We start from the raw sequence: 15,581 nt of genomic DNA, 5'->3' as shown, positions 1-15,581 counted from the left end.
AATCATATAGATTTATAATGAATTTGTCAACCGAAATCTATTTACTCAGACTGTTTAACGGAGTCTTCGTAATAATGAAAGCAAAGACAGTGAAGATTACAAATCCACCGATTATCACAAACGGATAAACTATTAATTTTCCCGATTCAATCAATAACGGTAAAATTGCTAAGGCACCAGCTGGCGGAAAATATAATTTAGTAATTTTCATAATGCTCAACATGATCATTACAATTATAATTGCACTAATAGTTAATGGCAAATCACCAATCTCACTTATCAAAATTCTTCCATAAGCACCACTAAATGCACAAATAAAGGTAACAAATGCTAATTTAATCGAATTATGACGCAACTTTGGGTGATTACTACTCAATTCAACAAAAGCAACTATCAAGGGTGGGGCAATCAAAAACAGTAATTTTAATTGTAAAGCAATAAAAGCCGTTAATGCTAATGCACATAACCGTTTTAAATTTAAGCTATAGGTTTCTTTAACTGCTGCAGTAACCGGATGATATTCCTGAACACTACGATAGCCGCCCTTCTCTAAATATTGTTGCCCGATTACAATCAAAATACTCATTGCAGTAGCAAAAAGCGGATACAACCATGACTCACTATTAATAATGATTGGTAAGATCGTTGCAGATATCAATGGAGCAAACGTCGTTTTAGATAAAAATAATCCCGTCACACATACTACAAAGCCAATTAAAATTTTAAAATAAATATCAATATCTACATATTTAACCAAAATAATCCCTAACGACGCATAAGCCGCAATTAAAAAAACCAATTTAATTTTATTAGTTTTCCATACTTGTTTAGGCGCTAACCATGCTCCAATCGTCAATGCCGTAATTTCTGGAAAAATAAATTCTTTTTCATGAAACACTTCTGACATCAAGATCATTAAAGCTACTAGCAAGATCGTCATTATCTGGGGAACAATACTTTTCTTTACTTCCATCATTTTCACCTCAATAGAACTCATTCTATTACAAAAAGCGAGTATAGTAAATAAGAAAACGATATAACCTAACCGTTATATCGTCATTTCTTAAAATACAAAATTTCCGTTTTCAAATATCCTTACTACTTGACCATCTTTTGTTTCTCCCACAATTTTCAAATCACTAGTACCAATCATAAAATCAACATGAGTTAATGAATCATTGACTCCCTTTTCCAACAATTGTTCTTTAGTCATTGTTAAACCACCTTGAATACATTCACTAAAGCCTTTTCCAATTGCTAAATGACATGAAGCATTTTCATCAAATAAAGTATTATAGAATAATGTTTTCATATTAGAAATTGGCGAATCATATGGTACCAAGGCAATTTCACCCAAATAAAGACTACCTTCATCAATACTCAACATCTCTTTTAAAACCTCTTTACCCATTTTTGCATCAAAATCAATAATTCGACCATCTTTGAATTCCATTTTAAATTCATCGATCAAATTACCATTATAATTTAATGGCAGAGAACTATACACAACCCCATTAGTCCCATTACGATATGGACTTGTAAAAATCTCCTCGGTTGGCATATTTGGAAAAAAATATTGTCCTTTAGTCGTATAAGAACCCCCACCAGCAAATAGGTAACCCTCATTTAAGGTAACAGTTAGGTTTGTTCCAAGCGAATTAGTATAAGTCAATGTATTTAAATTCAATTTATTTAAATATGCTACTCGAGCTTCAAAACTTTTACGATGTTCCTGCCAGGCAGTCAAAGGGTCATCATCTACGACTTTAACCGCTTTAAAAATAGCATTCCACAACGCCTCTACTGCCTCACTATCAGACATATCAGGATATACTTTATTTGCCCATTTAATTGAACTGCCAGCAACAATGCACCATGTATTTATCCCCAAATCAAGGCTATCATAAAATGGTTTACAAGCAGTTGATACACTTTTTGACCACAATGCGATCTTTGCAGGATCGATTCCTTTAAAACCTTCAGGATCATCACTAATAATTGTTAAAAAGGCAGCCTTTTTAGCAGCATAATCATTTCTAAATTCTTTAAACCACGTTGGAACATGAGCAAACGCTTCTTTTTCAAGATATTTATATTTATATCGTGAAACAACTTCATCATTATATTTTACAACCACTTCCCTAGCTCCAGCCGCATATGCCTCCTTAGTTACTAAACGTACTAATTCAACACTCTCAACAGGTGCATCGATTACAACAATTTGAGCTGGCTGAACATTTAAACCAGCTTTAACGATCAATTGTGCATATTTTGATAATTTTTCTTTAAACGACATCTTTATCTACCTCTTTCCATCAATTTATTATAATCAATCTAAACTTCTTTATACCTCTTTATCGAGCTTATTCAACTCTTCAATCGCCTCTTTCATTCCTTTATTGGCAGCCTGCTTAAAATACTCTTTGGCTTTTTGTTTATCTTGATTAATTCCATCTCCATAACTATACATATAGCCAATCATAAAACTAGCATCATAATACCCACGTTCACTAGCCTTTAAAAACAATTTAAAAGCTGAAGCTTTATCAACTGTTGTTCCAATACCATAAAAATAACAACGTGCTAAATTATATATTCCCGGTACATATTCATCACTTGTTGAAGCAAGATAGTATTTGAAAGCTTCATCTAAATTTTTATATCCACCAATTCCATTTTCAAGATATATTCCATACATATTCATAGCTGGTCCATAGCCTTGATTAGCAGCAATCTGCAAATAAGTAAAAGCTTTATCTAGATTTTTAGCAATTACTTTACCTTCATCTAAATATAAAGCCATCCGATACATAGCTCGGACATCATTTTGATCAATTGCAGCTTCATAATATTTGATTGCCTTTAAATCATCATGATACTGTTCATTATGCTCATAGATCAAACCTAAATTATAAAGGGCAATTCCATAATCTTGATGACTTGCTAATTCATAATACTCAATTGCTTTATCAATATCAACATCCACTCCATTACCTTCTTCATATGCCAAAGCTAGATGATAAAGACCCGGAGCATAATTAGCTTCTGCAGCTTTTTGATATAACTTAAAAGCTTGATGATGATCAACATCCACTCCTTCTCCATGATCGTATAAGTAACCTAAATTACATAAAGCCCGCGGATAACCTGCATCTCCAGCCAAGCGATAATAGCGGACAGCTTCATTTAAGTCGACATCTATACCAATTCCCATTTCATAACAATATGCTAAATTACATTGGGCTGGAGCATACCCTTGATTAGCTGCTTTATTATATAGTTCAATTGCTTTGATTAAATTTTGTTTAACTCCAAAACCACTTTCATAACAGTAACCTAGTGCTACGATTGCCTGAACATCATTTTGTTTACTTGCCTGACGATACCAATATGAACAGCGATATGGTGCATTTTTAATTTCAGGATGATTCTCATAAAAATAACCCAACCAAAACTGTGCTCGCGAATATCCTTGACGTGCAGCTTTTAAATAATTTTGACGTGCAGCTTTTAAATCAATATCAGTTCCTTGACCTAATTCGTAGCACGACGCTAACGCAATTAAAGCAGGAGCGTAATTAACTTGACTAGCTTGATAATACCAATAAAATGCTTTAACAAAATCTTGAATTGTTCCTAATCCATTTTCATAACAATAACCCAGACGGTGTTGAGAACGTTCGTGCCCTTGGTTCGCAGCTTCTTCGTAACATTTGAAAGCACGTTCAATATCTTGTTCAATTCCTTCACCAAATTCTAAACAAGTTCCTAAGCTATACAAAGCCTCACTATACCCTAGTTTAGCCGCCTGATAATAATAATTAACAGCACGTGGAAGATCAACAGCAGTTCCATGACCGTATTCGTAACAATAGCCTAAATTACAAATAGCACGAGCAAATCCAGCTCGAGCCCCAAATTCATATAACTCAAAAGCTTTCTGATAATCTTGTTTCACACCGATTCCTAACTCATAGAAATATGCTAAATTGCAGCTTGCGACAACATTTCCTAAACTTGTTGCTGATTGATAATAACGAAAAGCCTGATAATGATCTTGTTCGACACCTAGTCCACGTTCATATAAATAACCAATAATGCAAACACAATCACTATTATCCACCTCTGCTCCCTTTTTAAAATACTCTAAAGCTTCAAGATATTCATGTTTATCAAATAATTTCAAACCTAATTCATACAATAATTTACCACTGACATTATTTATATTTTGTAAACGATCAACTTCATCAACCATCAAAAGACATAGGTCAATACCAATTATCTTTCCTTGATTATCCTCAATAAGATATTGTTCATAATCTAAATATTCACTTTCATTGATTACTTGCAATCCTAATCTATTTTTAATCTCTTCTACACGTTTTTCTAAAAATTCAATATTATTATCTTGATCATATAATGTTATTACTTTTAAAAGAGCCGTTTTCTCAACACCAATCGCTTGATGTTTAATTTTTATCAATGATTCTTGATCATGAATTTCTACCAGTTCTTCAAACAACCATTGATTAAATAACGGCTCATAACTTTTAACACGATCTTTTATATCCATACTTACCTCCTTTCGATAGAGAAATAAGCAGATATTGTTATCTGCTTACTGTCCATTAATCATATGAGATATCTCTTTTGAATACTTTCCTAAAATTGCACTAACCTTGTTACTTGTTTGAACGATTCCAGAAGCACCAAGTGCTTTTAACTTATCTAAATCAACCAAACTATCATCATTTACAAAGAAAGTGACTTTTGAAGAAGTAGCTGTTGTTTCTTTAATATTCGTCTTACCGCCGACAGCTTCGATAATACTATTTACATCAACTGGAATATCAGCAGCTGATACTTGCTTTGGTTGCTTATTTTTCATTACTTTTAGGAAAATAAACGCTAATATTACGATTACAATCAGTGCGATTATTCCATATAATAAATATTCATTCATTAAAATATACCCCCTATTAATTACCATTTAATTATAGTATACTATACCATGATAGAAAAAACTATCATTTTTATAAGGAGGGATTTTGTGGAAGAAAAAGAAAAATCCGTTATCTGTTGGCCATTAATCGGTCTATTACTATTGCTTTGTTTCATTAGCTGTCTGGGAATTAAAAGCGCCACTCCTTTGATTACTAAAGGAAATCCAAGTGGCTATTGGATTAAACAGCTAATGTTTTATGGAATATCATTTATCTTGATGTTTATCGTTTATAAAGTCTCCAACGATCGAATCTATTCATCGATGTGGATCATTTATGGAATTTTAATGGTTTTACTAGTTGGTCTTGCTATTGATCACTTTGCATTTACGCGATTTGGAATACATATTGTTCCTTTAGCTAAATGGGCGGGTGGTGCCACATCCTGGTACAATCTCAAAGTATTTGATCTCCAGCCATCAGAGTTTATGAAAATCATCATGGTGGTTGTCATGGCAGATACAGTCGATAAACATAATAATCGCTATTTAGTACATAATATTCATAATGATTGTTTATTGATTGGTAAGCTCTTAGCTATTTCCTTACCACCTTGTATCCTCGTTTATTTACAAAATGATGCCGGAGTAACAATGATCATGCTTGCATCAGTAGTATTCGTTATTTTTATGTCCGGTATTCAAGCCGGCTGGTTTATCATAGGGGGGATTGTAGTTGCAATCATCCTTGGGATTGGAGTTTATCTATTCTTATACCAACATGATATTTTTGCTAGTTTAATGGGAGGAGACCATAAATTAAATCGTTTCTATGGCTGGGTCGATCCCGAGGGTACCTATAATGATCAAGGTTTCCAACTGTTTAATGCAATGTTATCATATGGAACTGCCGGCCTATGGGGACATGGTATGGGAACAGCTATCATTAATCTTCCTGAGGCACAAACAGACTTTATTTTCGCTGTTATTGCCTTAGGATTTGGATTTGTCGGTGGCGGTTTCACTATTGCAGTTGTCTGTGTACTTGATGCCTTATTAATTAGAATTGGTTTTAAATCTAAAAATAATCGGGATAAATATCTCACAGCCGGAATCTTTGGTCTACTTATCTTCCAGCAAGTTTGGAATATCGGAATGGTTTTAGGACTATTTCCAATTACTGGAATCACCTTACCATTTCTATCCTACGGTGGTTCATCACTTCTTTCATATATGATTGCAATGGGAATTTTCTTAGATATGGAACGACAAACGCGAATCCTCGAAGGAAAAAAGCGCTATTAACTTATTAATTATATAAGATGATTTATTAAATGATAAATCATCTTTTTATTTCGATAAAAAAGATTCCTTCATTTAATTTCAGCTATTTGCTATCCATTTATGAGGAATCATTTTAATTCTTTTCAAATTGTTTTGAATCTTTCTTTACTTCAATCAGACGTTGTGTAAAAGGGTCAATAAAACTTAATGCTATACTATCCAAATAGTAAGATTCTTGATAAATCGAATCATAAAGTGTATCCCCAACTAACGGATGATTGATACTAGATAGGTGAACCCTAATTTGATGAGTTCTTCCTGTTTCTAAGATACACTCTATTTTACTCTGATTAGCACTTACCTCCAGTCCCCGATAATGGGTTACAGCAAATTTCCCAGCTGGATGAATCAGTCTTTTAACACTTTTTTTATCTTTAATAATTGGCGCTGTAATCGTTCCTTGTCCCGTCAATACTCCCTCTACTACACAGTGATAGACACGGCGTACCTGCTTGATATCTCTAGACAATAAATAATGAGCATAACTGTTTTTAGCTATCAACAATAATCCTTGGGTATCTTTATCCAATCGATTAACCAAATGAACAGTTGCCTTTATTCCCTGGCTTTGATAGTAATAAACAACTGCATTGGCTAAAGTATTTCGAGGATAACGCTTTGTAGGAATACTTGGTAATCCTGCCGGCTTATCAATTACTAAAAAATTTTCATCTTCATAGCAAATTTTTAAAGCTAGCGGATATGGTTCCATAGTACTAACTTCTTCAGGCCACAATAATTCAACAACATCACCGTACCGCAAACAATATCGTACCGTTTGACGCTGACCATTAACAAGAATCTTCCCATGCATTTTAATTAATTTAACAGCTTTTTTACTAAGCTCCTGTTGACTAAGAAATTCTCTTAACAACATTCCGCTTTCTTTCATTGCGATAATAAATTTCATTCGCTGATAAAAGCCCTTCTAATTCGTTGAATAAAAGACATTTCCTTATATTCTATGAACTTTACTACTTTCTTAGAAATTCTAATTTCAATTTTTTCAACATCATCAAGATGATAAGATAAGTGATCAATTCCCAAATAAACTCGATTAAAATGCTGTCCTTTTAACTTAATCACCTTATTTTCATCTAAAATTAAACTAGCACCCAAACTTCGATAAGCATTATGTTGTATAGCGGCGACTTCTGTCAGTTGCATTAAGGGATTTCCTGGATAAATAACAGCTCCACCAATTGACTTATTATAAGCCGTCGATCCTGATGGTGTAGAAACACAAAGACCATTTCCTCTAAATACTTCCAAAAGCTCATCATCAATATAGACATCAATTACTTGAGTTGTATACCCATGATCAATGCGCATCTCATTTAATGCTAAATATGTTTCTTTACCTGCTTTATGATACACATCAACTTCTAATAAATGTCGGGGCGTCATTTGATAATGATCAGCTTTTATAGCCGCAATCAATTCAGTAATTTCATCTTTTTGATAATCTGTAAAAAAACCAAGGGTTCCCGTATGAACACCTACAAAACTAACTTTTTGCTCCATATATTGATGCACTGACAAAAGCATTGTTCCATCACCACCAACACTAATAACCAAATCAGGATCATCGGGATTATATTCCATAATTCCGGTTAACCCTTTCTTAATTTTTTCAGCAATATTAGCAGACATTTCATCCTGTTTTACTACTAATGCATATTGTTTCATTGTTTTCACCAACCTTAGCGTATATACTATAGTATATACTAATGGAGGCTACTATGGAAGAAAACTTAGAAATAGAATTTAAAGTATTGATCGACAAAGAAATATACCAGCAAATCTATAACGATCACCACATCGACCATCAATATAGTCAAACTAATTACTATTTGATTCACCCTAAATTAACTGAATTAAAATATATGCTGCGAATCCGTCAAAAACAAGAGAATTATGAATTAACCTTAAAGCAACCACAATCATATGGAAATTTAGAAACTAATCTAAAGATTGACAAAATAACTAAAGAGAAAATCATTACTCACGATTTTGTTACTAATGAAATTTTTGACCTTCTAAAACCCCTTGGATTAGATAGTACGATGTTTAAAACAGACTGTGTACTTACTACTACACGTTGTGAAATTAAGACTACTGATGGCTTGATTTGTCTAGATCAAAGTCTTTATAACGGAATTACTGATTATGAATTAGAATACGAAGTATTTGATTATCATCATGGTAAACAAATATTTTTAGACTTTATTGGTCAATATAATTTAAAGTATTCTCGTAATTGTCCTAGCAAGGTAAAACGTTTAATGGATAGTTTAAAAGATGATTAAATAATCATCTTTTTTACTAGAACTAAAAAAGCAGCGTTTCATAACACTGCTATCTATCTTTAAAATAAGCCTCTTTAATTGAGCATGGTTCACTAATAAATTGTGGACAAACTTCACTACTTGGACATTCTGCTAATTTACGTAACTCACGAGGAATAAATACCCGGATTTCCTCTGCATTATAACCTACCTGGAATCTTCGCTCATCAATCATAATTGGGCGTTTTAAAACTGATGGATTTTCTTGAATAAACTTGATCAGCTCACTAATTGACATGCTATCAATGTCAATATCATTTTCCTTAATGATTTTACTTCGCTTAGAAATGATATCGTCTGTTCCATTTTCGCTTCGTTCCAATAGTTCTTTTAATTCAATTTCTCTAAGCAAGGTTGAAAAAATATTTTTTTCCACATAAGGAATATTATGTTCTTTCAGCCAAGACTTAACCTTTCGACATGATGCACAACTCGGTGCTGTGTAAATACGAATCATAATACCATCTCCCTTACTTCACTATTATACATTATTTTTATTATTTTTCTATCATTTTCGTTAATCATAGTAAAATAATATGCAAATCGAGGAACTTGGATTAATCAAGTTCCTCGATCATTTTAATTACCTCTATTTTTGAAAAACCTAGTTTCCTCATTTCTTCAATAAAAACTTTAACTTTATCAAGTGAAACATCTTTTTTTAATTCACTGATCAAATTACTGTCTTCACTGACAAAACGTCCTAAAGCTCGCCTGCTATAAATTATTCCCGTTCTTTCTAATTCACTTAAAGCTTTTTGAATTGTATTGGGATTAACTCCATATTCCAACGCTAGCTCTCTTACTGAAGCAAGCTTACTTCCCGGTAAATACTCACTGGCAAAAATCTCTTTTTTTATTTCTTCCATGACCTGAATATAAATTGGTAAATTAGGATCGAAGTCATTTTTCATTCTACCACCTACTCTACTTCAATTTTATGATCAATTAAATAAACAGTGAAGAAATAAAATGCTGTTGCTAATACTAAATTTAAAACAATGCTAAACCAAACAGAAGCAGTACTATCCAAACTCATTACAAAGCTCTCAATTGGCTGCCACATTAATAAGCTGCTTCCTAAAATTAAAAGTGCTACATAAACAATAATTCCAATAACAGTTTTGTGTTTAGGAATATATTTAGTCTTTGTTAATGTAATAATAGCATAAAATGATAATATCATTGAACTAACCATCGCAATTGAATCAATTAAATTTATTACTACTAAACCAAAATTATTACCTAAAGCCTTTAACAACTCACCAAATAAATCAAATAAAGTATTCAAAGGAACATTACCAATTAAAAATACAATAATTAATATTCCCAGTGATAAAACAATCGAACTAACAAACACCCAAATTAAACTACCTATAAATTTAGCCCCAACCAATTTTTCAGTACTTACAGGCAACGTCAAGGTTAAATAACCAGGTCGCTTATACATTGAACGATTAAAATTTGTAATAACATTGACCAAAACTGCAATTGATATACCTAACATTGCAAAAATCATCAATGAACTCAATACTTGACTAATAAAATCTGGCAACAACGGTGCCAAAACACATAAAATCAAAAATATTCCTAAAGTTAAAAAGTATTGACGATACGATTGAATCATCTCATATTTTAATAATTTTAACATCTAAATACCTCCCTAAAGGCTTCATCAATTGACTGTTTTCTTTCTAATCTTAAATCTTCTGTTGATTGATGCAAAACGATTTCACCATCTTTTAAAAACACGACATCATCAAAAATAGTTTCCAAATCACTGATTAAATGTGTTGAAATAAGTACCAGAGCATCTTCTTCATAATTATTCAAAATAACATCTAGAATAACTTCACGAGCAGCTGGATCAACACCAGCTATCGGTTCATCAAGAATATATAATTTAGCTTTGCGTGACATCACCAATGATAGTTGGAATTTTTCTTTCATTCCTTTAGACATCTCTTTAATTTTCATTCCCTTATCTAATTTAAAACGATTCATCAGAGTCAAACAATTTTCTTTATCAAAATCTTCATATAAATCACTGAAAATACTTAAGACATCTTTAATATACATCCAATCTTGAAAATAATTCTCATCCGGTAAATATGAAATAATTTTTCGTGAATCAATTCCTACATTTTTCCCATCGACTAATACTTCACCTTCATAATCTTTCAATAACCCATTAATAATTTTAATCAATGTTGTTTTTCCTGATCCATTAGGACCTAATAAACCAATTATTTTACCAGATTCTAATGTCATCGAAACATTGTTTAAAGCCTTAAAATGATGATATTTTTTGGTTACATTAGTAATCTTTAATAGTTCACTCATAACTCTCCTCCTACTGTATTAATACACTAATACAGTAACACGAATTTATAGTATTGTCAATACAATTATTCTTATGACTCAAAACAAAATAAAAAGATTTTTCTAGTTATTTACATAGAAAAATCTTTTTATTTATTTTTTCACAAATTCATTATAAAGAAGTTCATGAATAAAAGAATATCCCTTTTCTAATTTTTTCTTTAGATGAAGATATTTACCAATACTTTTATCATCATTGATTTCCAACTGTTTACAAACATTTAGAAATTTATCATAGTCTTCAACATATAATTGATCAACCATGTTTTCAACATATTGTTTTTTAATTCGTTCATTGCGTGTTAAGCCATATTCTTTGATTAAACCCTCATCATACATGTGATAATTGATCTTTACTATCGGTAATTTTTTTAATTCATGATTAATTAATGTTCGCTGTTTCATCATCGTTAATGAACGATAAACTAATTTACCATTATTATTTATTTCTACGACTACACTATATTTCCCATCACCAACAATAAAGATGTTATTAAAATATTGACTATCATAAATATTGATACAGCCATAAATAAAATCATGCAAAGTCTTCTCATCAACATGATAAATATCTACTCTTGAAATGATTTCTAGATCATCATCTTCATCCCATTCATATGGTTCTAATAATTCTTCATCTTCTTTAACCCAGTTTACAATTATATCTTTCATATCTTCCTCCCATATAAATATATGATTATTTTATAAAATCATGTTTTTAGTATATTTTTATTTTTAATTAATATATAATGATTCCTGAGGTGAAAACATGGAATTAATTAAAAATATCATCATTTATGGTATTCTTGGAGCGATTCAAGGTTTTAGTGAACCAATTCCCATATCAAGTAGCGGCCATTTAGTTATTTTTCAAAGTATTTTTGAAAAAATGGGACTAATGGTTCCTCAAATGAACGATGTTACTTTTGAAGTAATCGTCAATACTGGATCACTACTCGCGATCATGTATTATTATCGCCACGATATTGTTAGATTATTCACAGCTTTCTTTGGCTATATTCGAAAACCAAAAAAAAGAAACTATTACGAAGGTGATTTTAGATACTGTATTTTATTGATTGTTGCAACTATTCCGGCAGCAATTGGAGGATATTTATTTAATGATAAAATTGAAGCAGCTTTTTCTAACCCTAAATTAGTTGGATGCATGTTACTGGTTACAGCGATTTTCTTATTATCAATCCATAAATTTGGCTACAAAGGAAAACGGACAGCAAAAAAATTAAACTTATTCGACGCTTTAAGAATGGGGATTTTTCAGTTATTTGCATTACTTCCAGGAATCTCTCGTAGTGGTTCTACCCTAACAGGAGGAATGTTAGGGGGATTATCACAAAAGGCAGCTCGTGATTTTTCATTTTTTATGTTCATGCCTGTTAGTTTTGGAGCAATTATTTTAAAACTAAAAGACTTTTTAACATCCAGCACACTTGGTGCTTTATGGCTTCCTTATTTAGTTGCTTTTATTATAAGTGGAATCGTTACATATTTGGCTCTACACTTATTATTTAAATTACTAGATAAAAAGAAATTAAATGTCTTTTCTTTATATTGTTTAGTAGTTGGTATTTTAGCCGTATTATTTTTGTAAAACAGTTTAAAATGAAATGTCTCTCCATTAAAGTTCATTTCAAAAAACTGTTTTTTTTACTATTAATTTTAATTATATCTGTAATATTCATTTCTTTACCATCAATTTTGATTATTTTTTTGTATAGATCAAAGGCTGTAAGTATATCCTTGAGAATTGCATAATTATCTTGAGCATAATAAGCAGTTTCGATCATTTATTCACTTCTAAGCTACCTAATCTTCCAGTCCAACTCTTCTATTGCATCAAGAGCAAGCTTTTTCGTTCGATAATGACCCACAATTTAGCCCTGAACAATTCTTTAAATCCTTTTAGTGGATCATAAGATAAAATTATTTTACACGTTCGGCCTTTTCATCACATTGAACTATTCTCTTTCCAACATGCTAAAAACCAGTTAATAGCTGATGATGAAGTTACAATAAAAAAATACCATTGATTTACTTTAATCACAAGTAATTCGATGGTTATTGATAAATACTTTGATCCTCACCAAATCCTAGAATTACCAATAAAGATAATTGGCAAAGTTATTTTTACTAAAAACTATTATTAAGTAAGAATTCCATCTCTCACTTTTTAATTTGAACAATTGCACAAGCTCCATTTTCGTTATTTAATAATTTTAGAATACCGCCATGTTTTTCACAAAGGATCTTACTAATCGATAATCCAATTCCAAAACTTCCTTTATTAGTCTGTGATGAATAAAATAATGTAGTTGCATTTTCTAAATCCTTTTTACTAAAACCCGGCCCATCATCCTGAATAACAAATTCAAGATAACCCACAGTTTCCATAATCGTTAACTTAACCCCATTATTAGCAAAGCGGAAAGCGTTATTTAACAAATTTTCTAATATTTTAAAAATAATCTGTTTATCAAGATATAATTGTTTAGACACTATTTTTGCTTCTAATACTAAATCTTTATGATTATTCTTAGCGATAATCATAAAATCATTATTAATTTCTTCTAGAAAATCTTTGCCGACAACCATTGTCTTACTAATTTCAATATCTTCTATTTTTTGGATATCTTGAATACATTCAACATATCGCTCTAAACGAGCTGATGAATGAGCCATACTTTTTAAGGTCGTTAATAAAACATCATCAGATACTCTCTTTTCTGGAAGATTTTTTAATAAATAATCAAGGTATCCCTTCAATACTGTAATCGGGGTTCTTAAATCATGTGATACTGATGCCGTTAAAGCTTTTCGCTGATCTAAAAGTTCCCATACTTTTTGGTTATTTTCAATCAGTTCATTACGCATTACCTCTAAAGTACTACATAACCGACCTAATTCATCATTAGAATTATAAGTTATTTGAAAATCAAGATTATTATTGGTTAAATTAGCGATTCCTATATTTAATTGTTCAATCGGCAACGCCAGTTTTAAACGATAGTATATCTTTACAATAAAGATTGTCCCTAAAACAAGATATAATGTTGGTAATGCGATCATCGCTACTGTCGCACTAAGATAAATAAATTTATCTTGATTAGCCAATTCACTATACTGATACTCATCATTTGAGGGCGAGATTTCATACGTACCTGTAATATTTTCACTAATAATAGCGGTATCTACTGCAATATGAATAGTCCGATTATCAAGAATCATTTGTCGTAATGATGAAGTCAACAAAACTGTTGTAGAAGACAAAATAATAATTAAAAATAAAGCTACACTTAATATTAATAATAATGATTTTTTTAAAGACATGTTATAAAATTGCTGTTTTATTTTTTCCATCGATACCCTACGCCCCACACTGTTTCTAAGTATTCATTTTCACTATACCGGGATAATTTCATTCGGATTTTACGAATATGTTCTTTAATTACAGCACTATCACCATTAGCTTCAAAGCCCCATACTACTTCATAAATTTTTTCACGATCAAATATTTGACCAGCATTCATAGATAATAATTTAATAATTTCAAACTCCTTATTAGAAAAATCAATTTTTTTATTTTTAATAATTACGGTTCTTTGACTATAATCAATAATCAGTTCCCTAGTAAAATGTCCTCGTGATTTATGGGAGCTGCGTTTTTCACGACGTAAATGAGCTTGAACTCTTGCGAAAAGTTCATCCATCGAAAATGGTTTTGTAATATAATCATCGCCTCCCAGCATTAAACCATTGATCATATCCCGACTAGAAATTCGTGCTGTTAAAAATATAATCGGGCAATTCACATGTTCCCGAATCATCGTACATAATTCTAAACCATTCATCTCCGGCATATTGATATCTAATAAAATAAGGTCAGGTAAAACTGATAATTGTTTTAAAGCTTCATTAGCATCATTAGCTAAATAAACTAAATATCCTTCAGATTGAAATTGTAATGCCAGCATTTCTAAAATGTCTCTTTCATCATCAATCATAAGAATCTTATACATTGTTTTTTCCCCCTATAGTTATTTTTATTATACTTAAGTTTGTCAATTTTTGGTCAACTTCATAAAAAAACTTAAGTATTATGCATCAACCTGCAATCGTTAGATTTTTAAGGTTCAATACAATAACTTAAGCTCTTTTATAATTATTTAGTTGCAATAACTTCTACTTCAATTAAAGCCCCTTTAGGTAATTTAGCTACTTCTACAGCACTACGAGCTGGGAATGGTTCAACAAAATATTGAGCATAAATGTCATTTACAGTAACAAAATCATCCATATTATCTAAAAATACAGTTGTTTTAATAACATTTGCAAATGTTAAACCTTGGCTTTCTAATAATCCTTGAACATTCTTTAATGATTGATGAGCTTGTGCTTCAATTCCTTCAGGCATTTCCCCTGTTTCTGGTACTAATGGAATTTGTCCTGAAAAGAAATACATATCACCAACATTAATTCCCTGGCTATATGGTCCGATAGCTCCAGGTGCTTTATCTGTTTTTACTACATTTTTCATCTTTAATATC

General features: G+C 31.3%; 18 protein-coding genes. 3 read left to right on the top strand and 15 right to left on the bottom strand.

Going from position 1 to position 15,581, the window contains the following annotated elements; genetic code table 11:
- Window positions 1–37: 37 nt before the first annotated feature.
- From EYR00_RS03675 to EYR00_RS03660, 4 genes are all read right to left on the bottom strand, one after another.
- Entirely contained in the window at window positions 38–973 is a 936-nt protein-coding gene (locus tag EYR00_RS03675; protein WP_227166840.1) for a hypothetical protein, read from the bottom strand.
- Between the two features lie 90 nt (window positions 974–1,063).
- The gene (locus EYR00_RS03670; RefSeq protein WP_003538562.1) at window positions 1,064–2,296 is read right to left on the bottom strand and encodes an aminopeptidase; all 1,233 of its coding nucleotides are present in this window, start codon (window positions 2,294–2,296) and stop codon (window positions 1,064–1,066) included.
- 48 nt (window positions 2,297–2,344) lie between these two features.
- Window positions 2,345–4,573: a tetratricopeptide repeat protein gene (locus EYR00_RS03665; protein WP_003538565.1), complete on the bottom strand. Its 2,229-nt coding sequence runs from the start codon at window positions 4,571–4,573 to the stop codon at window positions 2,345–2,347.
- Between the two features lie 45 nt (window positions 4,574–4,618).
- Window positions 4,619–4,963, bottom strand: a complete 345-nt coding sequence (locus tag EYR00_RS03660; RefSeq protein ID WP_008792104.1) for a PTS sugar transporter subunit IIB — start codon at window positions 4,961–4,963, stop codon at window positions 4,619–4,621.
- Window positions 4,964–5,050: 87 nt separating this feature from the next.
- On the opposite strand from EYR00_RS03660, the gene EYR00_RS03655 reads away from it, so the two are divergent.
- Window positions 5,051–6,247 (top strand): FtsW/RodA/SpoVE family cell cycle protein, encoded by a 1,197-nt coding sequence (locus EYR00_RS03655; protein WP_008792105.1) that lies wholly within the window; start codon window positions 5,051–5,053, stop codon window positions 6,245–6,247.
- Between the two features lie 112 nt (window positions 6,248–6,359).
- Here EYR00_RS03655 and EYR00_RS03650 read toward each other — a convergent pair whose 3' ends face one another.
- Both EYR00_RS03650 and EYR00_RS03645 read right to left on the bottom strand, forming a co-directional pair.
- The gene (locus EYR00_RS03650) at window positions 6,360–7,196 is read right to left on the bottom strand and encodes an RluA family pseudouridine synthase (protein WP_003538571.1); all 837 of its coding nucleotides are present in this window, start codon (window positions 7,194–7,196) and stop codon (window positions 6,360–6,362) included.
- Complete coding sequence (locus EYR00_RS03645; RefSeq protein ID WP_003538573.1) at window positions 7,193–7,975, bottom strand: NAD kinase; 783 nt, start codon at window positions 7,973–7,975, stop codon at window positions 7,193–7,195. The genes EYR00_RS03650 and EYR00_RS03645 overlap by 4 nt, the downstream gene beginning before the upstream one ends.
- A 53-nt stretch (window positions 7,976–8,028) precedes the next feature.
- On the opposite strand from EYR00_RS03645, the gene EYR00_RS03640 reads away from it, so the two are divergent.
- Complete coding sequence (locus EYR00_RS03640) at window positions 8,029–8,595, top strand: CYTH domain-containing protein (RefSeq protein WP_009299590.1); 567 nt, start codon at window positions 8,029–8,031, stop codon at window positions 8,593–8,595.
- A gap of 49 nt (window positions 8,596–8,644) precedes the next feature.
- Here the strand turns inward: EYR00_RS03640 and spx are convergent, their stop codons facing one another.
- The 5 genes from spx to EYR00_RS03615 all read right to left on the bottom strand — a co-directional run bounded on the left by spx (window position 8,645) and on the right by EYR00_RS03615 (window position 11,688).
- Complete coding sequence (gene spx, locus EYR00_RS03635) at window positions 8,645–9,091, bottom strand: transcriptional regulator Spx (RefSeq protein WP_003538576.1); 447 nt, start codon at window positions 9,089–9,091, stop codon at window positions 8,645–8,647.
- Window positions 9,092–9,191: 100 nt separating this feature from the next.
- Window positions 9,192–9,548 carry a GntR family transcriptional regulator gene (locus EYR00_RS03630; protein WP_003538578.1) on the bottom strand — a complete coding sequence of 119 codons (357 nt, stop codon included), beginning with the start codon at window positions 9,546–9,548 and terminating at the stop codon, window positions 9,192–9,194.
- Window positions 9,549–9,556: 8 nt separating this feature from the next.
- Window positions 9,557–10,285, bottom strand: coding sequence for an ABC-2 transporter permease (locus tag EYR00_RS03625; RefSeq protein WP_003538581.1), 729 nt, complete (start codon window positions 10,283–10,285; stop codon window positions 9,557–9,559).
- On the bottom strand, window positions 10,279–10,977 hold the full coding sequence (locus EYR00_RS03620; protein WP_003538583.1) for an ABC transporter ATP-binding protein: 699 nt from the start codon (window positions 10,975–10,977) through the stop codon (window positions 10,279–10,281). The genes EYR00_RS03625 and EYR00_RS03620 overlap by 7 nt, the downstream gene beginning before the upstream one ends.
- A gap of 132 nt (window positions 10,978–11,109) precedes the next feature.
- Window positions 11,110–11,688: a hypothetical protein gene (locus EYR00_RS03615; protein ID WP_003538585.1), complete on the bottom strand. Its 579-nt coding sequence runs from the start codon at window positions 11,686–11,688 to the stop codon at window positions 11,110–11,112.
- Between the two features lie 97 nt (window positions 11,689–11,785).
- Between EYR00_RS03615 and EYR00_RS03610 the strand changes: the two genes are divergently transcribed.
- Window positions 11,786–12,628, top strand: coding sequence for an undecaprenyl-diphosphate phosphatase (locus EYR00_RS03610; RefSeq protein ID WP_003538586.1), 843 nt, complete (start codon window positions 11,786–11,788; stop codon window positions 12,626–12,628).
- A gap of 34 nt (window positions 12,629–12,662) precedes the next feature.
- Here EYR00_RS03610 and EYR00_RS03605 read toward each other — a convergent pair whose 3' ends face one another.
- The 4 genes from EYR00_RS03605 to EYR00_RS03590 all read right to left on the bottom strand — a co-directional run bounded on the left by EYR00_RS03605 (window position 12,663) and on the right by EYR00_RS03590 (window position 15,571).
- Window positions 12,663–12,824 (bottom strand): hypothetical protein, encoded by a 162-nt coding sequence (locus EYR00_RS03605; RefSeq protein ID WP_003538588.1) that lies wholly within the window; start codon window positions 12,822–12,824, stop codon window positions 12,663–12,665.
- Window positions 12,825–13,200: 376 nt separating this feature from the next.
- On the bottom strand, window positions 13,201–14,394 hold the full coding sequence (locus EYR00_RS03600; protein WP_003538591.1) for a HAMP domain-containing sensor histidine kinase: 1,194 nt from the start codon (window positions 14,392–14,394) through the stop codon (window positions 13,201–13,203).
- Window positions 14,382–15,053, bottom strand: coding sequence for a response regulator transcription factor (locus EYR00_RS03595; protein ID WP_003538593.1), 672 nt, complete (start codon window positions 15,051–15,053; stop codon window positions 14,382–14,384). The genes EYR00_RS03600 and EYR00_RS03595 overlap by 13 nt, the downstream gene beginning before the upstream one ends.
- Window positions 15,054–15,196: 143 nt before the next feature.
- Window positions 15,197–15,571 (bottom strand): RidA family protein, encoded by a 375-nt coding sequence (locus EYR00_RS03590; RefSeq protein WP_003538595.1) that lies wholly within the window; start codon window positions 15,569–15,571, stop codon window positions 15,197–15,199.
- Window positions 15,572–15,581 lie beyond the last annotated feature (10 nt).

Origin of the sequence: Thomasclavelia ramosa DSM 1402 (assembly GCF_014131695.1) — a bacterium.
Classification (GTDB): domain Bacteria; phylum Bacillota_I; class Bacilli_A; order Erysipelotrichales; family Coprobacillaceae; genus Thomasclavelia; species Thomasclavelia ramosa.
The sequence above is the reverse complement of the archived record's forward strand: the minus strand, read 5'-3'. Positions and strand labels throughout refer to the sequence as shown.

Bases quoted from the DNA above. Each gene is read 5' to 3' on its own strand.
- EYR00_RS03675 (WP_227166840.1), bottom strand. From the start codon at position 973: ATGGAAGTAAAGAAAAGTATTGTTCCCCAGATAATGACGATCTTGCTA.
- EYR00_RS03670 (WP_003538562.1), bottom strand. From the start codon at position 2,296: ATGTCGTTTAAAGAAAAATTATCAAAATATGCACAATTGATCGTTAAA.
- EYR00_RS03665 (WP_003538565.1), bottom strand. From the start codon at position 4,573: ATGGATATAAAAGATCGTGTTAAAAGTTATGAGCCGTTATTTAATCAA.
- EYR00_RS03660 (WP_008792104.1), bottom strand. From the start codon at position 4,963: ATGAATGAATATTTATTATATGGAATAATCGCACTGATTGTAATCGTA.
- EYR00_RS03650 (WP_003538571.1), bottom strand. From the start codon at position 7,196: ATGAAATTTATTATCGCAATGAAAGAAAGCGGAATGTTGTTAAGAGAA.
- EYR00_RS03645 (WP_003538573.1), bottom strand. From the start codon at position 7,975: ATGAAACAATATGCATTAGTAGTAAAACAGGATGAAATGTCTGCTAAT.
- EYR00_RS03640 (WP_009299590.1), top strand. From the start codon at position 8,029: ATGGAAGAAAACTTAGAAATAGAATTTAAAGTATTGATCGACAAAGAA.
- spx (WP_003538576.1), bottom strand. From the start codon at position 9,091: ATGATTCGTATTTACACAGCACCGAGTTGTGCATCATGTCGAAAGGTT.
- EYR00_RS03630 (WP_003538578.1), bottom strand. From the start codon at position 9,548: ATGAAAAATGACTTCGATCCTAATTTACCAATTTATATTCAGGTCATG.
- EYR00_RS03625 (WP_003538581.1), bottom strand. From the start codon at position 10,285: ATGTTAAAATTATTAAAATATGAGATGATTCAATCGTATCGTCAATAC.
- EYR00_RS03620 (WP_003538583.1), bottom strand. From the start codon at position 10,977: ATGAGTGAACTATTAAAGATTACTAATGTAACCAAAAAATATCATCAT.
- EYR00_RS03615 (WP_003538585.1), bottom strand. From the start codon at position 11,688: ATGAAAGATATAATTGTAAACTGGGTTAAAGAAGATGAAGAATTATTA.
- EYR00_RS03610 (WP_003538586.1), top strand. From the start codon at position 11,786: ATGGAATTAATTAAAAATATCATCATTTATGGTATTCTTGGAGCGATT.
- EYR00_RS03605 (WP_003538588.1), bottom strand. From the start codon at position 12,824: ATGATCGAAACTGCTTATTATGCTCAAGATAATTATGCAATTCTCAAG.
- EYR00_RS03600 (WP_003538591.1), bottom strand. From the start codon at position 14,394: ATGGAAAAAATAAAACAGCAATTTTATAACATGTCTTTAAAAAAATCA.
- EYR00_RS03595 (WP_003538593.1), bottom strand. From the start codon at position 15,053: ATGTATAAGATTCTTATGATTGATGATGAAAGAGACATTTTAGAAATG.
- EYR00_RS03590 (WP_003538595.1), bottom strand. From the start codon at position 15,571: ATGAAAAATGTAGTAAAAACAGATAAAGCACCTGGAGCTATCGGACCA.